Origin of the sequence: Streptomyces sp. M41(2017) (assembly GCF_002078175.1) — a bacterium.
GTDB lineage: Bacteria > Actinomycetota > Actinomycetes > Streptomycetales > Streptomycetaceae > Streptomyces.
This window is the reverse complement of sequence record NZ_MWFK01000001.1, coordinates 3923075-3943740: the sequence shown is the minus strand read 5'-3', so window position 1 is coordinate 3943740 and position 20666 is coordinate 3923075. Positions and strand designations below refer to the sequence as shown.

Annotated in this window: 12 protein-coding genes; 6 read left to right on the top strand and 6 right to left on the bottom strand. The window is 73.1% G+C overall.

Annotation, left to right across the window (positions count from 1 at the left end; genetic code table 11):
• Positions 1–259: 259 nt before the first annotated feature.
• From B0675_RS17405 to B0675_RS17380, 6 genes are all read left to right on the top strand, one after another.
• The gene (locus B0675_RS17405) at positions 260–3937 is read left to right on the top strand and encodes an SCO5717 family growth-regulating ATPase (protein WP_206602719.1); all 3678 of its coding nucleotides are present in this window, start codon (positions 260–262) and stop codon (positions 3935–3937) included.
• Positions 3938–4268: 331 nt separating this feature from the next.
• Positions 4269–6113 carry an ABC transporter substrate-binding protein gene (locus B0675_RS17400; protein WP_107482651.1) on the top strand — a complete coding sequence of 615 codons (1845 nt, stop codon included), beginning with the start codon at positions 4269–4271 and terminating at the stop codon, positions 6111–6113.
• A gap of 71 nt (positions 6114–6184) precedes the next feature.
• Positions 6185–7252, top strand: coding sequence for an ABC transporter permease (locus B0675_RS17395; protein WP_081219733.1), 1068 nt, complete (start codon positions 6185–6187; stop codon positions 7250–7252).
• 23 nt (positions 7253–7275) lie between these two features.
• Positions 7276–8199, top strand: coding sequence for an ABC transporter permease (locus tag B0675_RS17390; protein WP_081221842.1), 924 nt, complete (start codon positions 7276–7278; stop codon positions 8197–8199).
• Positions 8196–9230 (top strand): ABC transporter ATP-binding protein, encoded by a 1035-nt coding sequence (locus tag B0675_RS17385; protein WP_241539805.1) that lies wholly within the window; start codon positions 8196–8198, stop codon positions 9228–9230. The genes B0675_RS17390 and B0675_RS17385 overlap by 4 nt, the downstream gene beginning before the upstream one ends.
• Complete coding sequence (locus B0675_RS17380; RefSeq protein ID WP_081219731.1) at positions 9227–10234, top strand: ABC transporter ATP-binding protein; 1008 nt, start codon at positions 9227–9229, stop codon at positions 10232–10234. Before B0675_RS17385 ends, B0675_RS17380 begins: the two co-directional genes overlap by 4 nt.
• Positions 10235–10334: 100 nt before the next feature.
• On the opposite strand, the gene B0675_RS17375 is transcribed toward B0675_RS17380, so the two are convergent.
• The 6 genes from B0675_RS17375 to infB form a co-directional block, all read right to left on the bottom strand.
• The gene (locus B0675_RS17375; RefSeq protein WP_081219730.1) at positions 10335–11288 is read right to left on the bottom strand and encodes a bifunctional riboflavin kinase/FAD synthetase; all 954 of its coding nucleotides are present in this window, start codon (positions 11286–11288) and stop codon (positions 10335–10337) included.
• Between the two features lie 137 nt (positions 11289–11425).
• Positions 11426–15154, bottom strand: a complete 3729-nt coding sequence (locus B0675_RS17370) for a trypsin-like peptidase domain-containing protein (protein WP_107482805.1) — start codon at positions 15152–15154, stop codon at positions 11426–11428.
• A 304-nt stretch (positions 15155–15458) separates the two neighbouring features.
• Positions 15459–16364, bottom strand: a complete 906-nt coding sequence (gene truB / locus B0675_RS17365; RefSeq protein WP_081219728.1) for a tRNA pseudouridine(55) synthase TruB — start codon at positions 16362–16364, stop codon at positions 15459–15461.
• Positions 16361–16810, bottom strand: coding sequence for a 30S ribosome-binding factor RbfA (rbfA, locus tag B0675_RS17360; protein ID WP_081219727.1), 450 nt, complete (start codon positions 16808–16810; stop codon positions 16361–16363). The genes truB and rbfA overlap by 4 nt, the downstream gene beginning before the upstream one ends.
• A 33-nt stretch (positions 16811–16843) precedes the next feature.
• Positions 16844–17137 carry a DUF503 domain-containing protein gene (locus B0675_RS17355; RefSeq protein ID WP_081219726.1) on the bottom strand — a complete coding sequence of 98 codons (294 nt, stop codon included), beginning with the start codon at positions 17135–17137 and terminating at the stop codon, positions 16844–16846.
• A 232-nt stretch (positions 17138–17369) separates the two neighbouring features.
• Positions 17370–20522, bottom strand: coding sequence for a translation initiation factor IF-2 (gene infB, locus B0675_RS17350; protein ID WP_081219725.1), 3153 nt, complete (start codon positions 20520–20522; stop codon positions 17370–17372).
• Positions 20523–20666 lie beyond the last annotated feature (144 nt).

Sequence of the window (20666 nt, the reverse complement as noted above, 5' to 3'; positions counted from 1 at the left end):
CTGGGCAGGGTGTGACGTAGCGGGCGTCCGCGGTGGGGTGGACGGGCCTGCCCTCCTGACAGTCATGGTGATTAGGCTGGGACAGGGCGCGACGCCAGAACCCGTGGACGGGAGGCTCGTGTTCCAGGGGGAGCCGGGTCAATTCGGTCGACCTCGTACGGACTTCGGACGGCCTCGGTCGTTCACGGACGCCCACGGACGACAAGCAGACGGTCGCCCCGGCACGGCTTGAGGGTGCTCGACCACACCAGGAGGAATTGTGAACAGCGATCGGGACGGGATCCGCGGGGGCTGGGCCACGCCCGGCGATGACCAGTCCGACGCGGAGTCCGCCGTCGAGACGACGGGCGAGTTCACCATCGACTACGCGCCGCCGGCCTGGTACACGCAGAACGCCTCGGGCGGCTCCGGGGATTCGGACGCCACGCACGACACGGACGCCACGGACGCATCGGACAGCGATGCGGACGTGGAGGAGCCGGTCGACGCGGACGCTCCGGCGGACGCCGACGACTCCGCGGGGAGCGACGACGCGGCGGTCGCCGTGCCGCCCGTGCCGGACGCGGTCGGCCCCGCCGCCGTGCCGAACCTTCCCGTGGGCGGTTTCGAGCCGCAGTGGGCGCCGCCCGCTCCCCCGCTCGCTCCGGCTCCCGCTTCTCCCCCGGCTCCTGCCGTTCCCGTTGCCCGGCCGGACAGCGCCTCCTTCACCCCGTCGGACGCCGCCTCGGACGAGGCCGACTCCGCGAGCGGGGATCTGGAGAGCGGCGCGACCATGCGGTTCTCCGCCGCCGCGGTGAAGCGCGAGATCGCGGAACGGACGGGCTCGGAGGCCGCCGGGACCGATGACACCGCTCCGGCCGCTCCCGCTGCTGATCTCGTTCCTGCTCCTGCGACCGCTTCTGCTCCTGGTTCTGCTTCTGCTTGTGCTTCTGCTTCTGCCGAGGTCGCCTCCGAGGGCGAGAGCGACGTCGAGGTCGAGGACGCCGACGTGGAGGGCCGGCCCCCTCGGGCCGAGAACGCGGACGGGCCGGACGCCGAGGCCCCGCACGGCGAAGAGGAGGGGGACGCGGGCGAGACCGACGCCGACCTCCCCGTCCCGGTCGAGCCCGTGGCCACCGAGCCCGAGGCCGCCGAGCCCGAGCCCGTCATCCCCGCCCGGCCCGTGGGTCCGCCCGCGCCCGCCGTCGACCCGGTTCTCGCGTACCAGTCGCTGGAGGCCGGGGTCCACCGGATCGGTGCGTCCGACGCGCCGGCGGCGGGCGACACACCCCGTGACGACACTCAAGTCCCCTCCCCCGAAGTCGAGTTCACCGACGCACCGGGCGGTACGCCCGCGGAGACGCCCGAGGCCGCCGACGTCGTGGCACCGCACCCCGTCGCCGCCGAGCACGCCGCGCCGGGCGAGGTCCCGGCGGACGACGACGTCCGCGACGCGGTACCGGCGGACGCGCTCACGGGCGGCGAGCCGCAGGCCGGTACGCCGACGGCCGCTGAGCCGCAGGACGCGCCCCCCGCCTGGGCGCCGCCGCCGCTTCCGCAGGCCGGGCTGCCGCCGTTGCCGCCCGCCTATCAGCCCGCGGCTCCCGCCCCCGCAGCGCAGTGGCCCGCCTCCACCGAGCCCGCTCAGGCCCCCGGCCCGGCTCAGGTGCCGTCGCAGGCGCCGGTTCCGCCGTACGTTCCGGACCCGCAGCAGGCCCCGGCCGCGCAGGCTCCCGCACCGGGTGCTCCCTTCCAGCCGCCCGCGCCCCAGCCCGCGCCGGGTCAGCCGTTCCAGCCCCCCGCCGCGCAGCCCGCGCCCGGTCAGCCGTTCCAGCCCCCGGCCCCGGCCCCTCAGCCCGCGCCGCAGTCGGGGTCTCCGGCCTGGACCTCCCCCGGTGAGCCCGTCGTCCCGGGATCGCCGCAGGGGCCCGTACCGGCGCAGCCACCCGTCCACGACGGCTCCGTCCCCGCACCGGCTCAGGCCCAGCCCCCGGTCGCGGCCACGCCCGCGCCGATCCCTCCGCAGCAGGGCGGTTACGGGTTCCCGCAGCCCGGCGCACAGGTCCCGCCGGCCGCCCCGGCTCCATCGGCCCCGCCCGGCCCCGCCTATGGCTTCCCCCAGCAGCCCGCGCCGCAGGCCCCGCAGGCGCCGGCCCCCGCGCAGGCGCCTGGCTACGGCTTCCCCCAGCCCGCCGCGCCCGCACCCGGGGGCGTACCGCCGCATGCACCTGCCCCGCAGCCGGGCTACGGGTTCCCGCAGCAGGCCGCGCCCGCGCCGGAGCAGCAGGCCCCCGCGCCGGCCTACGGCTTCCCCCAGCAGCAGCCCGCTCCCCACGATCAGCAGGCACCCGCCCCGCAGGCCCCCGGCTACGGCTTCCCCCAGGCCGCCGCGCCCGCGCCCGGTGCCGTACCGCCGCAGGCGCCCGCCCCGCAGCCGGGCTACGGGTTCCCGCAGCAGGCGCCCGACTCCCCCGCTCCGCAGCCCGGTTTCGACCCGGCGCCGGCGCAGGTCCAGCCTCCGCAGCAGCCGGGCCCGGAGCCCGTGCAGCAGCAGCCGGCCGCGCCGGTGGACCCGCGGGCGGGTACTGCGTGGCCGCAGCCGGTGCGTCACGACCAGCGCCAGCCCACCAACCCCGGTGCGGCGCCGCTCGGTTACACCGCGGCCGTGGAGCTGTCGTCCGACCGGCTGCTCAACAACAAGCGGCAGAAGGTCAAGAGCGGTCGTCCGGCCGCCGCGCAGTCGCGGTTCAAGCTGGGCGGCAAGAAGGAAGAGGCCGAGCGGCAGCGGAAGTTGGAGCTGATCCGCACTCCGGTGCTGTCCTGCTACCGGATCGCCGTCATCAGCCTCAAGGGCGGGGTCGGCAAGACGACCACGACGACCGCGCTCGGCTCCACGCTGGCCACCGAGCGGCAGGACAAGATCCTCGCCATCGACGCCAACCCGGACGCCGGCACGCTCGGACGCCGGGTGCGCCGCGAGACCGGGGCCACCATCCGTGACCTCGTGCAGGCGATCCCGTACATCAACTCGTACATGGACATCCGCCGGTTCACCTCGCAGGCGCCCTCCGGTCTGGAGATCATCGCCAACGACGTGGACCCGGCCGTGTCCACCGCGTTCAACGACGAGGACTACCGGCGCGCGATCGACGTCCTGGGCAAGCAGTACCCGATCATCCTGACCGACTCCGGCACCGGGCTGCTGTACAGCGCCATGCGCGGGGTGCTGGACCTCGCCGACCAGCTCATCATCATCTCGACGCCGTCGGTGGACGGGGCGAGCAGTGCCAGCACGACGCTGGACTGGCTGTCGGCGCACGGGTACGCGGACCTCGTCTCACGGTCGATCACCGTCATCTCCGGGGTCCGCGAGACCGGCAAGATGATCAAGGTGGACGACATCGTCAGCCACTTCGAGACGCGCTGCCGCGGTGTCGTGGTCGTGCCGTTCGACGAGCACCTGTCCGCGGGTGCCGAGGTCGACCTCGACATGATGCGGCCCAAGGTGCGGGAGGCGTACTTCAACCTCTCCGCGATGGTGGCCGAGGACATCGCGCGTCACCAGCAGTCGCACGGGCTGTGGACGAACGACGGCAACCCGCCGCCGGTGGCCGCGCCCCCGATGCCGGGCCGGTACGCGCCGGAGCAGCAGGTCCACGGTCAGCCGGCGTACGGACAGCCCGCCCCCGGACAGCCCGCGCCGGGGCAGGTGCCCCAGCAGCCCCGTCCCGGACAGCCGTACGCCCAGCCGGCGCCTCCCGGGCAGCCCTACCCGCAGCAGCCCGGTCAGCCGCAGGCTCCCGGCCAGCCGTACCCGCAGGCCCCGGGGCAGGGCCACCCGCAGCCGGGGCAGGCCTATCCGCCGCCGCAGCCCGGCGGGCAGTTCCAGCCGGGGCAGCCCTACCCGCAGCAGCCGGGTCAGACCCCGCCGCCGCCTCCGGCAGCGCCTCAGCCGTAACCCGATCGGCCCCATCCGAAGGGCCGGTTCACGCGAAGGGCCCGCACCGTCCGTCGACGGTGCGGGCCCTTCGCTTTTCCGCAGACCTCCGGGCGCGCGTCCAGGGCCGTCACCTGCCGTCAGGCCGTCACCAGGAGCCCTTCACCGGTCTGAACCAATGAGCGAAAAATTGCCGCCAACTCGTTGTTTCCGCAGGCCACATGGGGTCCGCGCATCGTTGACTCGTGCAGACCACCGCTGATAGACACACAGATCAAATCCGCCGACGCCTCTTGATCAAGTCGTTCGATCAGCCTTCTGTGCGCAACCGATGACGCGAGGTCATGGACCCATGAAGACACCAGAGCAGCCCCGCAGACGCCTGGTACGGCCCCGGCTCGTCGCCGCCGCGGGGGTCGCCGCCCTCACCCTGTCCGCCGGTCTCGCGACCCCGCTCAACCCGGCCCCGCAGCAGGCTCAGGCGAAGGAGGGCAAGAAGGTCCTCACCGTCGCGGTCGCGCAGAGCGTCGACTCGCTGAGCCCGTTCCTCGCGTCGCGCCTGGTCAGTACGAGCATCCACCGGCTGATGTACGAGTACCTGACCAACTACGACCCGACGGACAACCACGCGATCCCGGGCCTCGCCACGAAGTGGACGCCGTCGGCCGACAAGCTGACCTGGACGTACACGATCCGCTCCAACTCCCGGTGGTCGGACGGGCAGCAGGCCACCGCGGAGGACGCGGCGTGGACGTTCGACAAGATGATGACCGACGAGGCCGCGGGCACGGCCAACGGCAGTTTCGTCGCCAACTTCAGGAAGGTCACCGCGCCCAGCCCCACCAAGCTGGTGATCGAGCTGAAGAAGCCGCAGGCCACGATGGCCGCGCTCGACGTGCCGATCGTGCCGAAGCACGTCTGGGAGAAGGTCGGTGACCTCTCCAAGTTCAACAACGACAAGAGCTTCCCGGTCGTCGGCAACGGCCCGTTCGTCCTGACGGGTTACAAGGCCGACAGCTACGTACGGCTGAAGCCCAACAAGACCTTCTGGCGGGGGGCACCGAAGTTCGACGAGCTGGTCTTCAAGTACTACAAGGACGGGGACGCCGCCGTCGCGGCGCTGCAGAAGGGCGAGGTGTCGTTCGTCTCCAACCTGACGCCCGCGCAGTCGACCGCGCTCAAGTCCGAGCCGGACGTCAAGGTCAACGACGCACCGGGGCGCCGCTTCTACGCGCTGGCCACCAATCCGGGCGCGCAGGCCAAGGACGGCAAGCACTTCGGTGACGGCGCCCGGTCGCTGCTCGACCAGAAGGTCCGCCAGGCCCTCTTCATGTCGATCGACCGGCAGACCCTGATCGACAAGGTGTTCCAGGGGCACGCCGTCGCGGGCGCGGGGTACATCCCGCCGCGCTTCTCGACGTACGCGTGGAAGCCGTCCGCGGACCAGGAGCTGGCCTACGACCCGGCGAAGGCCGCCAAGCTGCTCGACGAGGCGGGCTACAAGAAGAACGCCGACGGCAAGCGTGTCGAGAAGAACGGCAAGCCGATCGACTACCGGATCCTCTGCCACGCCACCGACCCGAACGACAAGGCGGTCGGACAGTACGTGAAGGAGTGGTTCGGGAAACTGGGCATCGGGGTCACGCTCAACTGCCTGGACAACGTGACCGACCCGTGGCTGGCCGGTGACTACGACCTCGCCTTCGACGGCTGGTCGGTGAATCCGGACCCCGACTTCGTCCTGTCGATCCACACCTGCGGCGCGCTGCCGGCCACCCCGAAGGACACGGGCGCGACGGACAACTTCATCTGCGACAAGAAGTACGACGACCTGTACGGCCGGCAGCTCGCCGAGTACGACGCCGCCAAGCGGACGGACCTCGTCAAGCAGATGCAGTCCCGGCTCTACGACACCGGCTACATGAACGTCATGGCGTACCCGAACGCGGTCGAGGCCTACCGCACGGACCAGATCAAGTCGATCGAGACGATGCCGAAGGCCGCGGGCAACATCTACGGCCAGGACGGCTACTGGAGCTGGTGGTCGGCCGTTCCCGCGGGCTCCTCCGGTGCGTCGTCCGGCGGTTCCGGCTCGACGGGCGTCATCATCGGCATCGTCGCGGGCGTCGTCGTCCTCGTGGGCGCCGGTGCGTTCCTCGCGATGCGCCGCCGTTCGACGGCCGACGACCGTGAGTAGTGCCCGCGCCGCCCTCCCCCGGGAGCACCGTGGCCCGGGGCCCCGTGATCGTACGAGCGAATGAGTGGTTCATGACCGCTGAGGCAACACCCTCGCTGGTCGAGGCGACCGGCGGTCCGGCTCCGGCCGGGCCGTCGGCCCGCGGGCGGAAGGCGCGCGCCGGTACCGCCTATCCGCGGTACGTGGCGGGCAAGCTGGGCGGCGCCGCCGTCTCCCTGCTCGCCGTCCTCGTCACCAGTTTCTTCCTGTTCCGACTCATCCCCGGCGACCCGGTCAAGTACATGACGGGCGGCCGCCAGGTGTCCGCCGAGCAACTCGCCAACTACCGCAAGGAGTTCGGCCTCGACCTGCCGCTGTGGGAGCAGTTCACCGACTACTGCGGCAAGGCGCTCACGGGCGATCTCGGCACGTCGTACCAGTTCCGCGCCCCCGTCATCGACAAGATCACCGAGGCGCTGCCGAACACCCTGCTGCTCACGGTGACGGCCTTCGTCCTCTACACGGCGCTCGGCATCTTCATCGGCACGCGGTCCGCGTGGCGGCACGGCAGGCCGAGCGACCGCGTCAACACGGGTCTGGCGCTGACCCTCTACTCGATCCCGTCGTTCTGGCTGGGACTGCTGCTCATCATCGTCTTCTCCGTGGGCATGGGACCGGTCCCCGGTCTGTTCCCGACGGGCGGTATGGAGTCGGGCGACAAGGAGGGCTTCGCGTACGTCGTCGACGTGGCCCACCATCTGGTCCTGCCGGTGGTGACGCTGGTCGCCGTCGAGTACGGGCAGACGCTGCTGGTGACACGTTCGGCGCTGCTCGACGAGATGGGCAGCGACTATCTGACCACGGCCCGCGCGAAGGGGCTGCGGGACGATCTCGTACGCCGCCGTCACGCGGTGCCGAACGCGCTGCTGCCGACGGTCACGCTGATCTTCATCAACCTCGGCCGGACGGTCGCGGGTGTGATCCTCGTCGAGACGGTCTTCTCCTGGCCGGGGCTCGGCGGGCTGTTCTACCAGGCGCTGAGCGTGCCCGATCTGCCGCTGGTGCAGGGGCTGTTCTTCGTCTTCGCGGCCGCGGTGATCGTGATGAACACGCTGGCCGACCTGATCTATCCGCTGCTCGACCCCCGGGTGGGCCGATGACCACGACCGAGCCGGACGGGCCGATGACGACCGAAGCGACCCCGCAGACCGTCCCGTCGAGCCCCCGTACCCTCGCCCGGCAGCGCCGCCGGCGCTCCGCGGTCCGCTTCTGGAAGCAGTACCGCACACACCGGGCGGGCGTCTTCGGACTCGCCGCCCTCGCCCTGTTCGGCCTGATCGCGCTGACCGCCCCGCTGACCGTGGGCTCCGACGTGCAGAGCGTGACGAACGCGCCCGGCGACCCGCTGGAGAGTCCGAGCGCCGCGTTCCCGCTGGGCACCGACCAGTTCGGGCGGAACCTGCTGGGGCTGGTGGTGTGGGGCGCCCGCGTCTCGCTCCTGGTCGGGCTGCTCGCCGCCGTCCTGTCGGTGGCGATCGGGGCGCTGATCGGGATCACCGCCGGGCACTTCCGCGGCTGGTACGCGACCGTGCTGATGCGGATCACGGACTGGTTCCTGGTGATGCCGACGCTGGTCCTCGCGATCGCGCTGGCGACCGTGATGACCCGCTCGCTGGGCACGATCATCCTGGCGATCGGCGTCACCACCTGGCCCACGACGGCCCGGCTGGTGCGCGCGCAGACCCTCGCCGTGGAGTCGCGGCCGTACATCGAGCGGGCCAAGGCGCTCGGCGGCGGCCACTGGCACATCATGACCCGGCACGTCCTGCCCAACGTGATGCCGCTCGTGCTGGCCCAGACGACGCTGATCATCTCGTCGGCGATCCTCGCGGAGGCCACGCTCGCCTTCCTCGGCCTCGGCGACCCGACGGTCGTGTCGTGGGGCGGGCTGCTCCAGGACGCCCGGGAGGCGGGCGCGGTCAGCGCGGGCAAGTGGTGGTACCTGGTACCGCCGGGCGTCGCGATCGCGGTGGTCGCGCTGGCGTTCACGCTGTGCGGCCGCGCGGTGGAGTCGGTCCTCAACCCGAAGCTGGGGGTGGCACGGTGAGCACGACGACCGACAGGACACCGGAGGCGTCCAGGACGCCGGGCGGGCGACGGCTGCTGGAGGTCAGGAACCTCGCCGTCACGTATCCGGGCGGCGCGGCCGCCGTACGCGGGGTGGACCTCTCGCTCGACGCGGGTCAGAAGCTCGGCATCGCGGGCGAGTCGGGGTGCGGCAAGTCCACGCTGGCGCTGGCCCTGCTGCGGCTGCTTCCCGCGGGCACGCACACGAGCGGGGAGATCGTCCTCGACGGCGAGGACGTGCTGACGATGAAGTGGGGCCGGGTGCGGGCGGTGCGCTGGGCGGGCGCGTCGATCGTCTTCCAGGGCGCGATGCACTCGCTCAACCCGGTGCACCGCGTCGGCGACCAGATCGCCGAGCCGATCCTGCTGCACAAGAAGGCGACCCCGGGGGGCGCGCGGCGGAGAACGGGGGAACTCCTCGAACAGGTGGGGCTGCCGGCCGCCCGCGCGGACGCCTACCCGCACGAGTTGTCCGGCGGTCAGCGCCAACGCGTCATGATCGCCATGGCGTTGGCCTGCGACCCCCGGCTCGTCATCGCCGACGAGCCGACCACGGCGCTCGACGTGATGATCCAGGCGCAGATCCTCCGCCTGATCGAGCAGCTCGTCAGCGAGCAGGAGGTGGGGCTCGTCATGATCAGCCACGACCTCGCCGTTCTGGCCGACACCTGTGACCGGCTGGCCGTGATGTACGCGGGCCGCGTCGTCGAGGAGGGCCCGGCACGACAGGTCTACGAGAACGCCCGACACCCCTACGGAAAGGCCCTGTCGGCCGCCTTCCCTCGGATCGGCGACGCGGGGTCGCGGTTCGCGCCGCGCGGTCTGCCCGGCGATCCGCCCGACCCGTCCGACCTGCCGTCCGGCTGCACCTTCCACCCCCGCTGTCCGGTGGCCGTGGACGCGTGTGTGACGGACGACCAGGTGCTGCGGGACGCGGGGACCGGCCGCCGGGCCGCCTGCGTCCACGCGGGCACGGCCGTGGACGCCGAACCGGTCAGGAGCACGCCATGACGACGACACCCCCCGTGACCACCGGACCCCTGCTGAGCGCGCGGGGCCTGCACGTCGCCTTCCCCGGCCGGCAGGGCGCCGACCGTGCCCGTGCCGTCGACGGCGTCGACCTCGACATCCGGCCCGGCGAGATCGTCGCCCTGGTCGGCGAGTCGGGATGCGGCAAGACGACCCTGGCCCGCTCACTGCTCGGTCTGGTCCCGCCGACCGGCGGCGGTGTCACCTTCGACGGCCGGCCGCTGGACTACTCCTCACGCGCCCTGAAGGCCTACCGCAGGCGCGTCCAGCTGGTCCTCCAGGATCCGAGCGGCTCGCTCAACCCGCGCCACACGGTGTACGACGCGGTGGCCGAGGGGCTGCGCATCCACGGGTACGGGGGCGACGAGCGCGCGGCGGTCGCGGGGGCGCTGTCCCGGGCGGGTCTGCGGCCTCCCGAGCGGTTCTTCCTGCGTTACCCGCACGAACTGTCCGGCGGCCAGCGTCAGCGCGTCGTCATCGCCGGAGCACTGGTGCTGGAGCCCGAACTCATCGTCGCCGACGAGCCGGTGGCCTCCCTCGACGCCTCCGTCCGCGGCGAGATCCTCGCGCTGCTCCTGCGGCTGCGCGACGAACTCGGCCTGTCCGCGCTGGTGGTGACCCATGACCTGGGCCTCGCGTGGAACATCGCCGACCGGGTCGCGGTCATGTACCTCGGCCGGATCGTGGAGACCGGTCCCGTCGAACAGGTCCTGACCTCACCTCAGCACCCGTACACACAGGCCCTGTTGTCCGTCCTCCCCGAGGCTCCGGGCGATCCGGTGGTGCTCGGGGGCGAGCCCCCGGACCCCTCCCGCATCCCGGGCGGCTGCCGCTTCCACGCCCGCTGCCAGGTGCTGGCGAGCGGGGAGGCGGAGCGGGCGGGTGTCGCGGGCGCCTGCCGGGGACAGGACCTGGCGGTGCTGGACGGCGCGGGCGGGACCCAGGTGGCCTGCCACTGGGCGCGGGCGGTACGGGCCGAGGCGTGACCGGGCGCGGCACGGCGGCCGCCCACGAGACGTGACGACATGACGGAGCGGCCGGCGCCCATCAGGGCACCGGCCGCTCCGTCATGTCGTGGGGCGGGGGCTACTCGCCCGGGTACGCCTCGATCATCTCCCGCGACCGCTTCACGTCGTCCGCGATGGCCACCAGCAGGTCCTCGATGGAGTCGAAGCGGGCCTGGCCACGGACGAAGGCGAGGAAGTCGACGGCGACGTGCAGGCCGTAGAGGTCGAGGCCGACGCGGTCGATGGCGTACGCCTCGACGGTGCGCTCGGTGCCGTCGAACTGGGGGTTCGTGCCGACCGAGATCGCGGCGGGCATGATCTCGCCCTGGGCGTGCAGCCAGCCCGCGTAGACGCCGTCGGCGGGGATCGCGGTGTGCGGGAGGGTCTCGACGTTCGCCGTGGGGAAGCCGAGTTCACGGCCGCGCTGGGCACCCCGCACGACGACGCCCTCGACACGGTGCGGGCGTCCGAGGATCTCGCGCGCCCCCTCGACATCGCCCTCGGCGACCAGCCGGCGGGTGAGCGTCGAGGAGAACGGCTCACCGCCGCCGGCCGCGCCGCTCACGTACAGGTCCACGACCTCGACCTCGAAGTCGTACGTCTTGCCCTGCTCGCGCAGGAAGTCGACGTTGCCCGCGGCCTTGTGGCCGAAGCGGAAGTTGGGGCCCTCGACGACGGCCTTGGCGTGCAGCTTGTCGACGAGCACCTTGACCACGAAGTCGGCGGGCGACAGCTTCGAGAACTCGGTGGTGAACGGCAGGATCAGCAGCGCGTCCACGCCCAGGTCGGCCATCAGTTCGGCGCGGCGGTGGTGCGGGGCGAGCAGCGGCGGGTGGCTGCCGGGGCGGACCACCTCGCTGGGGTGCGGGTCGAAGGTGACCACGACGGAGGGGACGCCCAGCTCGCGGGCGCGGTCCACGGCATGCCGGATGATCAGCTGGTGTCCGCGGTGCACCCCGTCGTAGGAACCGATGGTGACGACGCTGCGCCCCCAGTCCTCGGGGATGTCCTCCAAGCCACGCCAGCGCTGCACTGTGACCGCTCCTTGTCGAACCCGTGTCCGTGATTGCCTCATTCGCAGCTCTAAGGGTGCCATGCCGGACGGGCGCCGCTCGCATCGGCATCGGGCTGTGACACATCGCTCAGCGCCGGGAGCCGTTCACGGCGGGCTCAGGCCGGGACCCGCGGCCCCGCGAGGTTCTCGATCATGCGGCGGGTGCTGGGGCCCACGACGGAGGACCAGTCGTCGGGCGTGCCGTTCAGCCAGCGGGCCATCAGGGACGCGAAGCCCGGGACGCGCCGGGCCAGATCGACGAGTCCGCGGTCGAATCCGGTGGCTCCGGCGGGGGTGCGGACGAGGAGGCGGCCGACGCGGTGCACCAGGTCGCGGGTGGATTCCTCGCCGCGCGGGCCGAAGCCGTGGGCGGCGGCGCTCAGGACCGTGTCGAGGACGACGGGGTCCCGCTCGTGGGCCAGCAGCAGGTCGAGCAGTTCGCGCCGCAGCGGGGCGGACGCCGTGGCGTCGGGTGCGGCGAGGACCTGCGCGAGGGCTGTCCGCACCGCGCGGGAACACCCCGCGAGCAGGCCGCTGACCAGGGGGAAGAGCACGAGGTGGGCGCTTTCGCCGTGGTCCAGACGCCGCTCGACGAACGCGGCGATGTGCGGGGCGGTCTCCGGGCGGGTCTCCACGGCCTCGCGGACCAGCGTGGCGACCCGGCGGGCGAGTGCGGGTGTGGTGACGTCGGCGAGGGTGCGCAGCAGCTCGGCCGTGTCCGGGCCCGGGCGCCGCAGCCGCTCGCGGAAGGCGGCGAACACCGGCTCCGGGTGGGTGGCGAGCGCGGCGACCAGGGTGTCCGGCGACAGCCGCGCGTCTCCGGCCGCGAAGCGCTCCAGCGCCTGGGGCAGATACGGCTCCCGGGTGCGCGGGTCCCGGACGAGGATGCCGAGGGCGCCGCCGTGCAGTGTGGCGTCGGTGGGGCGGGCGAGCACGGCGAGCGCGGCGTAGCGCAGCAGCTCGCGGTCGGCTCCGGTGGCCGCGAACGGCGCGGCGCGCAGCCCGAACGCGACGGCGGCGACCCGGCGGGCCGGGCGTTCGTCGTGGGCCCATCGGTCCACCGCCCGGCACACCGCAGACGGCTCCTCCTCCGCCAGTGCGGCCAGCAGTTCGTCACCGCGCCGGTGCGCGCAGTCGACCAGCGCCTCCGCCAGGTCGTCCAGAGCCCTCCGCCGGTGGGCGTACAGCAGGGCCTGCGCGGCCGCCGCCACGGTCGCGTGCGGCATCGCCGGCAGCTCCCGCTCGTCGTCGAACCAGCGGGTGAGATGCGGCTGCACGGCCGGGGGGTCCTCGGCGAGGAGGCGGGCGACGGTGTCGAGATGGCGCGGTGCGGCCTGCGGTTCTCCGGGGAGGATCGCGTCGGCCGCCCCGGTCCGGCGGGCGTCGGTGACGACCAGGCGCCTGAGCAGGTCGAAGCGTTCGGCGGGCGGCAGCGGCACGGCGGCCCAGAACGCCGGGCCGAAGGGCGCCGGTACGTCCCGGCCCTGCTGCCGCCAGGCCACGATCCGCTCGGTGAGCAGCACGAGGACGCCGGTGTACGGCGTCGCGTCGGGCACCCGGAGCAGGACGTCGGCACAGAGGTGGCCGGCCCACCAGAGCGCGTCGCCCGCCGGGTCCCGCCCCGGCGGAAGAAGGTCGTCCACCGCCTGCAGGAGGTCCTCCAGACGGAGGGTCAGTTCGGCGGGCCCTTGTTGACGGCCGAGCAGCAGCAGGGTCTCGACGACGGGGCCGATGCGATGACGGGGCACGGGGACCGCGGCCCCCGACGACCTGCGGGAGGCCGCCGAGGCCCGCATGGCGCCCTTCGATGCCTCCGGCGGCGCGGGGGCGCGGCGGGTGCGGCGGCGGCTCGGGGCGGTGGCGTCGGCGTGCCCGGAAACCTGGTCGGTGCCGGCGGCGGTGCGCGCCCGGTGGACCAGGGTGTGCAGCGCGCCGTCCAGATCGAGGTGCGTGCCCTGGATCCAGTCGGCCAGCTCCTCATGGGCGAACCGGTAGCCGTCGCCGGCCGGGACGAGGAGCCCTTCGGTGAGGACGGCGGACGCCCAGCCCGTGGTGCCGGCGAAGCGCGGTCCCGGTGCCGGTCCCCAGGGGAAGACGGCTTCGAAGGACGCGCGGTCCAGCTCGCCCTGGCCGGGCCCCAGACTGCGCCGCGCCGCCTCGTGCACCTGGCCGGAGACCCGGGCGGCGAGTCTGCGTACGGCGGTGCCCCGCACGCCGTTCGCCGCGGCGAGCCGGACGGCGACCCGCAGGCACATCAGGTCGAGGTGGGCGGCGAACACGGCGTCACGGTCGAGCGCGTCGCCCGGCGGGTCCGGCAGCGCGGCGCGGACCTCGGAGAGCAGCCGCAGCACGAGGGGATGGCGGGCGTCGGCGCCGGCGAGCACGCCTTCGGGGATCCCGGCGCGCGACCGGGCCCGTGCGGCCTCCTCCTCCGTCAGGTCCCCGAGCCGCACGCAGGGAGGCAGGGGCGGGCCCGCCGCCCGCGCGGGAGGACCGCCCGGGAAGACCGGGCTCCCGGTCCCTGGCCCGTGCAACAGCTCCGCGGGGAACTCCGCTCCGGCGTGTTCCCAGTACTCCGCCCGGCAGCCGATGACGAGCCGCGCTCCGGTCTCCGCCAGCCAGGCCGCCGTCGCCTCCGTCCAGACCGGCAGCCGGTGGGCCGGCTCGGGCGGCATCTCCTCCGGGCCGTCCAGCAGGAGCAGCAGTGGCCGGCCTGCGGCACGCGCCAGCCGGGCCAGCCGGTCCGGCCCGATGTCACCCAGCTCCCCGGCGTACCCGGCGGGAGGCAGCAGTTCCGCGCCGGCCGGTCGGCGCGGGTCCTCGCCCGGTTCCCCTCCCGGGTTCTGTCGCGACGCCGCCACGATCCGCCCGGCGCGCTCCAGCGCGCGCGTCGCCGCGTCGGCCACCGAGCTGTCCCCGGCGAGGAGGTCGGCGCCGCGCAGCCACAGGGTGGGGGCGGGTTCCGGCCCCTGGGAGCGGCGTGCGGCGAGGGCCGCCAGTTCCGTCGTGCGGCCGCTGCCGGGCGGGCCGACGAGCCCGAGGACGGCGGCGCGGCCCGCCTCGAAGGCAGTGAACTCCCGGACGACGTCGGCGCGTTCGACGGGTTCGGGTGCCGGTCCCACCGAACCGGGCGGGCCGGGTGGACGCGGTCCGTCCGAGCCGACCGAGGTCGCGGTGAGCTCCAGGACGCCGGCCAGGTTCAGATCGGCCCCGTACGCGGGCACCGTCGCCGCGTTGCGGGCGAGCAGCTCGGCGAGGGGGCCGGGGATGCCGCGCAGGGGGACGGCGAAGCCGGGAGCCCGGTGGACGGCGGAGTCACCCGGGCCGGTGCCGTGCTCGGTCCGCGGGAGCAGGGCGGTGCCGAGGACCGCGACCACGGTGCCGGTGGCAGCGTCGACGACCGGTCCCCCGGCCGCTCCGCCGCCCAGCCGGAGGGCGTCCGCGCCCGCGGTGCCGATCGCCAACTCCAGTACACCGCGCAGGAGATGGCGGCGGTCGGTGGCGGTGTACGTCACGGCGGACGTCTCCAGCACCCGCGCCTCGCGCCAGGTGCCCGCCGCGATCCTGACGTAGGTGCCGGTCGCGACGTGGTCCCGCACGGAGACGGGAAGCGGGTCGACGCCGAGGCCCTCGGTGCGGACGAGCGCCAGACCGGCGTCGGGCAGCGGGACCACGGCGTCGGCCGTCACCACACAGCTGCGGTCACCGGAGTGCAGCACGAGCCGGACCAGGCCGTCGACGGCTTCGTGGCTGGTGACGACCGTTCCGTGATGGTCGGCGGCGAACCCCGTGCCGCGGGGGCGGCCCGCCAGGTCGCAGACGCGCACCAAGGCGCCGTCCCACATCGCGCGGACGGTGTCCGGCACCTCCGGGTACCCGGTCCGCGGGCCTCGTCCCGCCATGCTCGATCCTCCCCGCCGCGTTCCTCGTTCCGACGGTAGGCGCGGGGTGATCGACGGGACAGATCGCGTGGTGAACGCGCCCCCTTCCACACCTCGGTTCACTCCGAGCGCCCGCCCGAAGGGGTGAACGGACGCGGCGGGATGGACAGACCTTGGGAGGGGGAACCGAGGGGGGACCGTGGAGCGGCGGGCACGAGACCCCGTGACCGCCGCTCCACGGGCGGAGCTGTTCGGGCGCTGCCGGACCTCAGCCGAAGACGGCGAGGCTCTTGGCCTTGCCCTTCTGTTCCTCGACCAGCGCGAGGAACTCGCCGTCGGGGCCGAAGACCGCCACGGCGCCCCTGCCCGTGTACTCCTCGGGCATCTCCAGGCGCACACCGTTCAGCAGCAGCCGGGCGCGCCGGGTGTCGACGTCCCAGCGCGGGAACGCCGCCGAGGCCGCGTCCGCGACCGGCATGACCGTCAGCTCCTCCTGGAGCTGGTCGAGCGTGCGCGCGGAGTCCAGCTTGTAGGGGCCGACCCGGGTGCGCCGCAGGGCGGTGAGGTGGCCGCCGACGCCCAGGTCCGCGCCGAGATCGCGGGCGAGCGCCCGGATGTACGTCCCCGACGAGCAGACCACCGAGACGACCAGGTCGACCACGGGGGTGCCGTCCTCGGCGACGGCGTCACGGACGTCGTACACCGCGAAGGACGAGATGGTCACCGGGCGGGCCGGGATCTCGAAGTCCTCGCCCTCGCGCGCCCGCTTGTAGGAGCGCACGCCGTCGATCTTGATGGCGCTGACCTTGGACGGCACCTGCATGATGGCGCCGGTGAGCTTGGCGACCCCCGCGTCGATCGCGTCGCGCCGCACGCCGGAGGCGTCCGTCGACGAGACGAGGTCGCCCTCGGCGTCGTCGGTCAGCGTGTTCTGGCCGAGCCGGATCGTGCCGAGGTACTCCTTCTCGGTGAGCGCGAGGTGTCCGAGGAGCTTGGTGGCCTTCTCGACACCGAGGACGAGCACGCCCGTCGCCATGGGGTCGAGGGTGCCTGCGTGGCCGACCCGCCGGGTGCGCGCGATCCCGCGCATCTTGGCGACCACGTCGTGCGAAGTGAAGCCCGACGGCTTGTCGACAATGACAAGTCCGTCGGGCGTCCGGGGCTTCTCCGTCATTCCGCGGCGTCGTCCTCGTCGTCCTCGCCCGGCTTCTTGTACGGGTCCGCCTCACCGGCGAACGCCGCGCCGGCCGAGACCTCACGCACCTTCTCGTCCGAGGCCCGGGCCTTGTCGAGGAGGTCCTCGATGGTCTTGGCGGTGTCCGGCAGGGCGTCCGCGACGAACGTCAGCGACGGCGTGAACTTCACGCCCGCCGCGGCGCCGACCGCCGAGCGGAGCACGCCCTTGGCGCTCTCCAGGCCCGCGGCGGCCGCCGCGCGCTCCTCGTCGTCCCCGTACACCGTGTAGAAGACGGTAGCCTCCCGGAGGTCCCCGGTGACCCGGGTGTCCGTGATGGTGACGTGAGTGCCGAGCCGCGGGTCCTTGATCCCGCGCTGCAGCTTCTGGGCCACCACCTCTCGGATGAGGTCCGCCAGCCTCTTCGCCCGCGCGTTGTCGGCCACTGGTCCGTCTCCTTCTTCGCCTTGCTTGTTTCGTCAGTCTTCGTCTGTGTGGAGTCTGCGCCGTACCGACAGCAGTTCCACTTCCGGCCGTCCCGCGACCAGGCGTTCGCACCGGTCCAGGAGGTCGGACAGATGCTGGGTGTCTCCGGAGACCACCGCCAGGCCGATCTCTGCCCTGCGGTGAAGATCCTGGTTCCCCGTCTCGGCGGCACTCACCGCGTACTTCCGCTGGAGTTCCGCGACGATCGGCCGGACGAGAGAGCGTTTCTCCTTCAGCGAGTGAACATCGCCGAGGAGGAGATCGAAGGACAGCGTCCCCACATACATGTGTAACCGGATGTCCCGCCGGTACGGGATAGACGACCTGCCAATGCGCTTGGCAGGGACCTCTGAACCGTACAACGAACGGGTGGGGCCGCTCGACGGATATTCGGCGCCCCGAGGGGCGCGGACAACCGTGCGACCGGCCCCGCCGTCCGTCCGGGGCGGTACATCGCCCGGGCAGACGGAAAACTGGCCGGCGGTGACAGGTCACCGCCGGCCAGCTCACACCACCGCGTTACGACCGCGGCTTCTCGCGCATCTCGTACGTCGCGATGACGTCGTCGACCTTGATGTCGTTGAAGTTGCCGAGGTTGATACCGCCCTCGAACCCTTCGCGGATCTCGGTGACGTCGTCCTTGAAGCGACGCAGCCCGGAGATGTTGAGGCTCTCCGCGATGACCTTGCCGTCGCGGATGAGGCGCGCCTTCGTGTTGCGCTTGACCTCGCCCGACCGGACCAGGACACCGGCGATGTTGCCCAGCTTGGACGACTTGAAGACCTCGCGGATCTCCGCCGTGCCGAGCTCGACCTCCTCGTACTCCGGCTTCAGCATGCCCTTCAGGGCCGCCTCGATCTCCTCGATGGCCTGGTAGATCACCGAGTAGTACCGGACGTCGACGCCCTCGCGCTCCGCCATCTGCGCCGCGCGGCCCGCAGCGCGGACGTTGAAGCCGATGACGATGGCGTCGGAGCCGGTCGCCAGGTTGATGTCGGACTCGGTGACCGCACCCACACCGCGGTGCAGGACACGGATGTCGACCTCGTCGCCGACGTCGAGCTGGAGCAGCGAGGACTCGAGAGCCTCCACCGAACCGGACGCGTCGCCCTTGATGATGAGGTTGAGTTCCTGCACCAGACCGGCCTTGAGGGCCTCGTCCAGGTTCTCCAGGGAGAACCGGACACCCCGGCGGGCGAAGTTGGCGTTGCGCTCGCGCGCCGCCCGCTTCTCGGCGATCTGACGCGCCGTGCGGTCCTCGTCGACGACCAGGAAGTTGTCGCCGGCACCCGGGACGTTGGTGAGACCCAGGACCAGGACGGGGGTCGACGGACCCGCTTCCTCGACGTTGTTGCCGTTGTCGTCGAGCATCGCCCGGACACGGCCGTACGCGTCGCCGACCACCATGGTGTCGCCGATGCGCAGCGTGCCGCGCTGGACCAGGACCGTCGAAACGGCACCGCGGCCGCGGTCGAGGTGGGACTCGATCGCAATACCCTGCGCGTCCTGCTCCGGGTTGGCCCGCAGGTCGAGCGAGGCGTCCGCGGTGAGGACCACGGCCTCCAGCAGGCTCTCGATGTTGAGGCCCTGCTTGGCGGAGATGTCGACGAACATCGTGTCGCCGCCGTACTCCTCGGCCACCAGACCGAACTCGGTGAGCTGACCGCGCACCTTGGTCGGGTCCGCGCCCTCGACGTCGATCTTGTTGACCGCGACCACGATCGGCACCTCGGCCGCCTTGGCGTGGTTCAGCGCCTCGATCGTCTGGGGCATCACGCCGTCGTTGGCCGCCACCACGAGGATCGCGATGTCGGTCGACTTGGCACCACGGGCACGCATGGCGGTGAACGCCTCGTGACCGGGGGTGTCGATGAAGGTGATCCTGCGCTCTTCACCGTTGACCTCGGTCGCGACCTGGTACGCACCGATGTGCTGCGTGATTCCGCCGGCCTCGCCCGCGACGACGTTCGTCTTGCGGATGGTGTCGAGAAGGCGGGTCTTACCGTGGTCGACGTGACCCATGACGGTCACGACCGGCGGACGGACCACGAGGTCGTCCTCGTCGCCCTCGTCCTCGCCGAACTCGATGTCGAAGGACTCGAGCAGCTCGCGGTCCTCCTCCTCGGGGCTGACGATCTCGAGGACGAAGTTCATCTCGTCCGCGAGGAGCTTCAGCGTCTCGTCGGAGACGGACTGCGTGGCAGTGACCATCTCGCCGAGGTTCATCATCACGCCGACGAGCGACGCCGGGTTGGCGCCGATCTTCTCGGCGAAGTCGGTGAGGGAGGCACCGCGCGACAGGCGGACGGACTGTCCGTTGCCGCGAGGCAGCATCACGCCGCCGACGGACGGGGCCTGCATGGCCTCGTATTCCTGGCGCCTCTGCCGCTTCGACTTGCGACCACGACGCGCGGGACCGCCGGGACGGCCGAAGGCGCCCTGCGTGCCACCACGGCCACCGGGACCACCCGGACGACCGCCGAAGCCGGGACGGCCACCGCCGCCGCCGGGACCACCGGGACGACCGGCGAAGCCGCCGCCACCGCCACCGGGACCGGCCGGACGACCGGCGAAGCCGCCACCGCCGCCACCGGGACGACCGGCGAAGCCGCCGCCACCGGGACGACCGCCGCCACCGGGACCACCGGGACGACCGCCGCCGCCACCCGGACCGCGGCCACCGGGGCCACCGCCGGGACGCGGGCTACCCGCAGCGGGACGCTGCGGCATCATGCCGGGGTTCGGACGGTTGCCACCGGGGCCACCGCCGGGACGCGGAGCGCCACCCTGCGGACGGGGCATGCCGCCCGGGGTCGGACGCGCGCCACCGGGACCACCCTGGGGACGCGGAGCGCCACCGGGACCGCCCTGCGGACGGGGACCACGGTCCTGACCGGCACCCTGCGGGCGCGGGGCACCGGGGCCACCGGCACCGCCGCCGGGACGCGGGGCACCGCCCGGACGGGGCGCCTGCGGGCGCGCCATGCCGGTGGAGCCACCAGAGGTGAACGGGTTGTTGCCCGGACGGGGACCCGCCGGACGGGCGCCACCGGGACGCGGGGCCTGGCCGCCGGGACGCGGAGCGCCCTGACGGTCGCCGCGCTCGGGACGGTCACCACGGCCCTGACCGCCCTGGCCGGGGCCACCGGCGGGACGGGCGCCGGGGCGCGGAGCCTGGCCGCCGGGACGCGGAGCGCCCGGACGGGCACCCGCGGCGGGAGCCGAGGGGGCAGAGGATGCCGCAGGAGCCGCGGGAGTCGTCGGCGCCGACGGAGGCGCGGTGAACTCGGGCGCGGCCGGAGCCGGAGCCGCCGGAGCGGGCTTCGGCGCGGGCTTGGGACCCGGACGGGGACCCGGCGCGGCCGGCGTCACCGGAGCAGCCGCGGGCGTCTCCGCCGCGGCCGGCTTCGGGGCCGGCGGGCGCGGGGCGGCCGGACGGGCAGCCTGCGCCGGAGAGGGGGCGCCCGGCTTGGCCGGGGTCGCCTTGCGCGGTGCCGGCTTGCCGCCACCGCCGCCCTGCTGGAGGGCATCTGTCAGTTTACGTACGACGGGCGCCTCGATCGTCGAGGACGCCGAACGGACGAATTCACCGAGTTCTTGGAGCTTGGCCATGACGACCTTGCTCTCTACGCCGAACTCCTTGGCGAGTTCGTATACCCGGACCTTAGCCACTTCGCTCCTTTTAGGTCCGGGTTTGCGTCCGGACCGTCGCTACTTCATGGGCGTACTCATCGCGTGCTCATCGAGTGCTCATCGCAATCTCGACCTACTTCCAACTCGCGGGGTACCAGGGCCGCACGGGGGTTCCGCGCGACG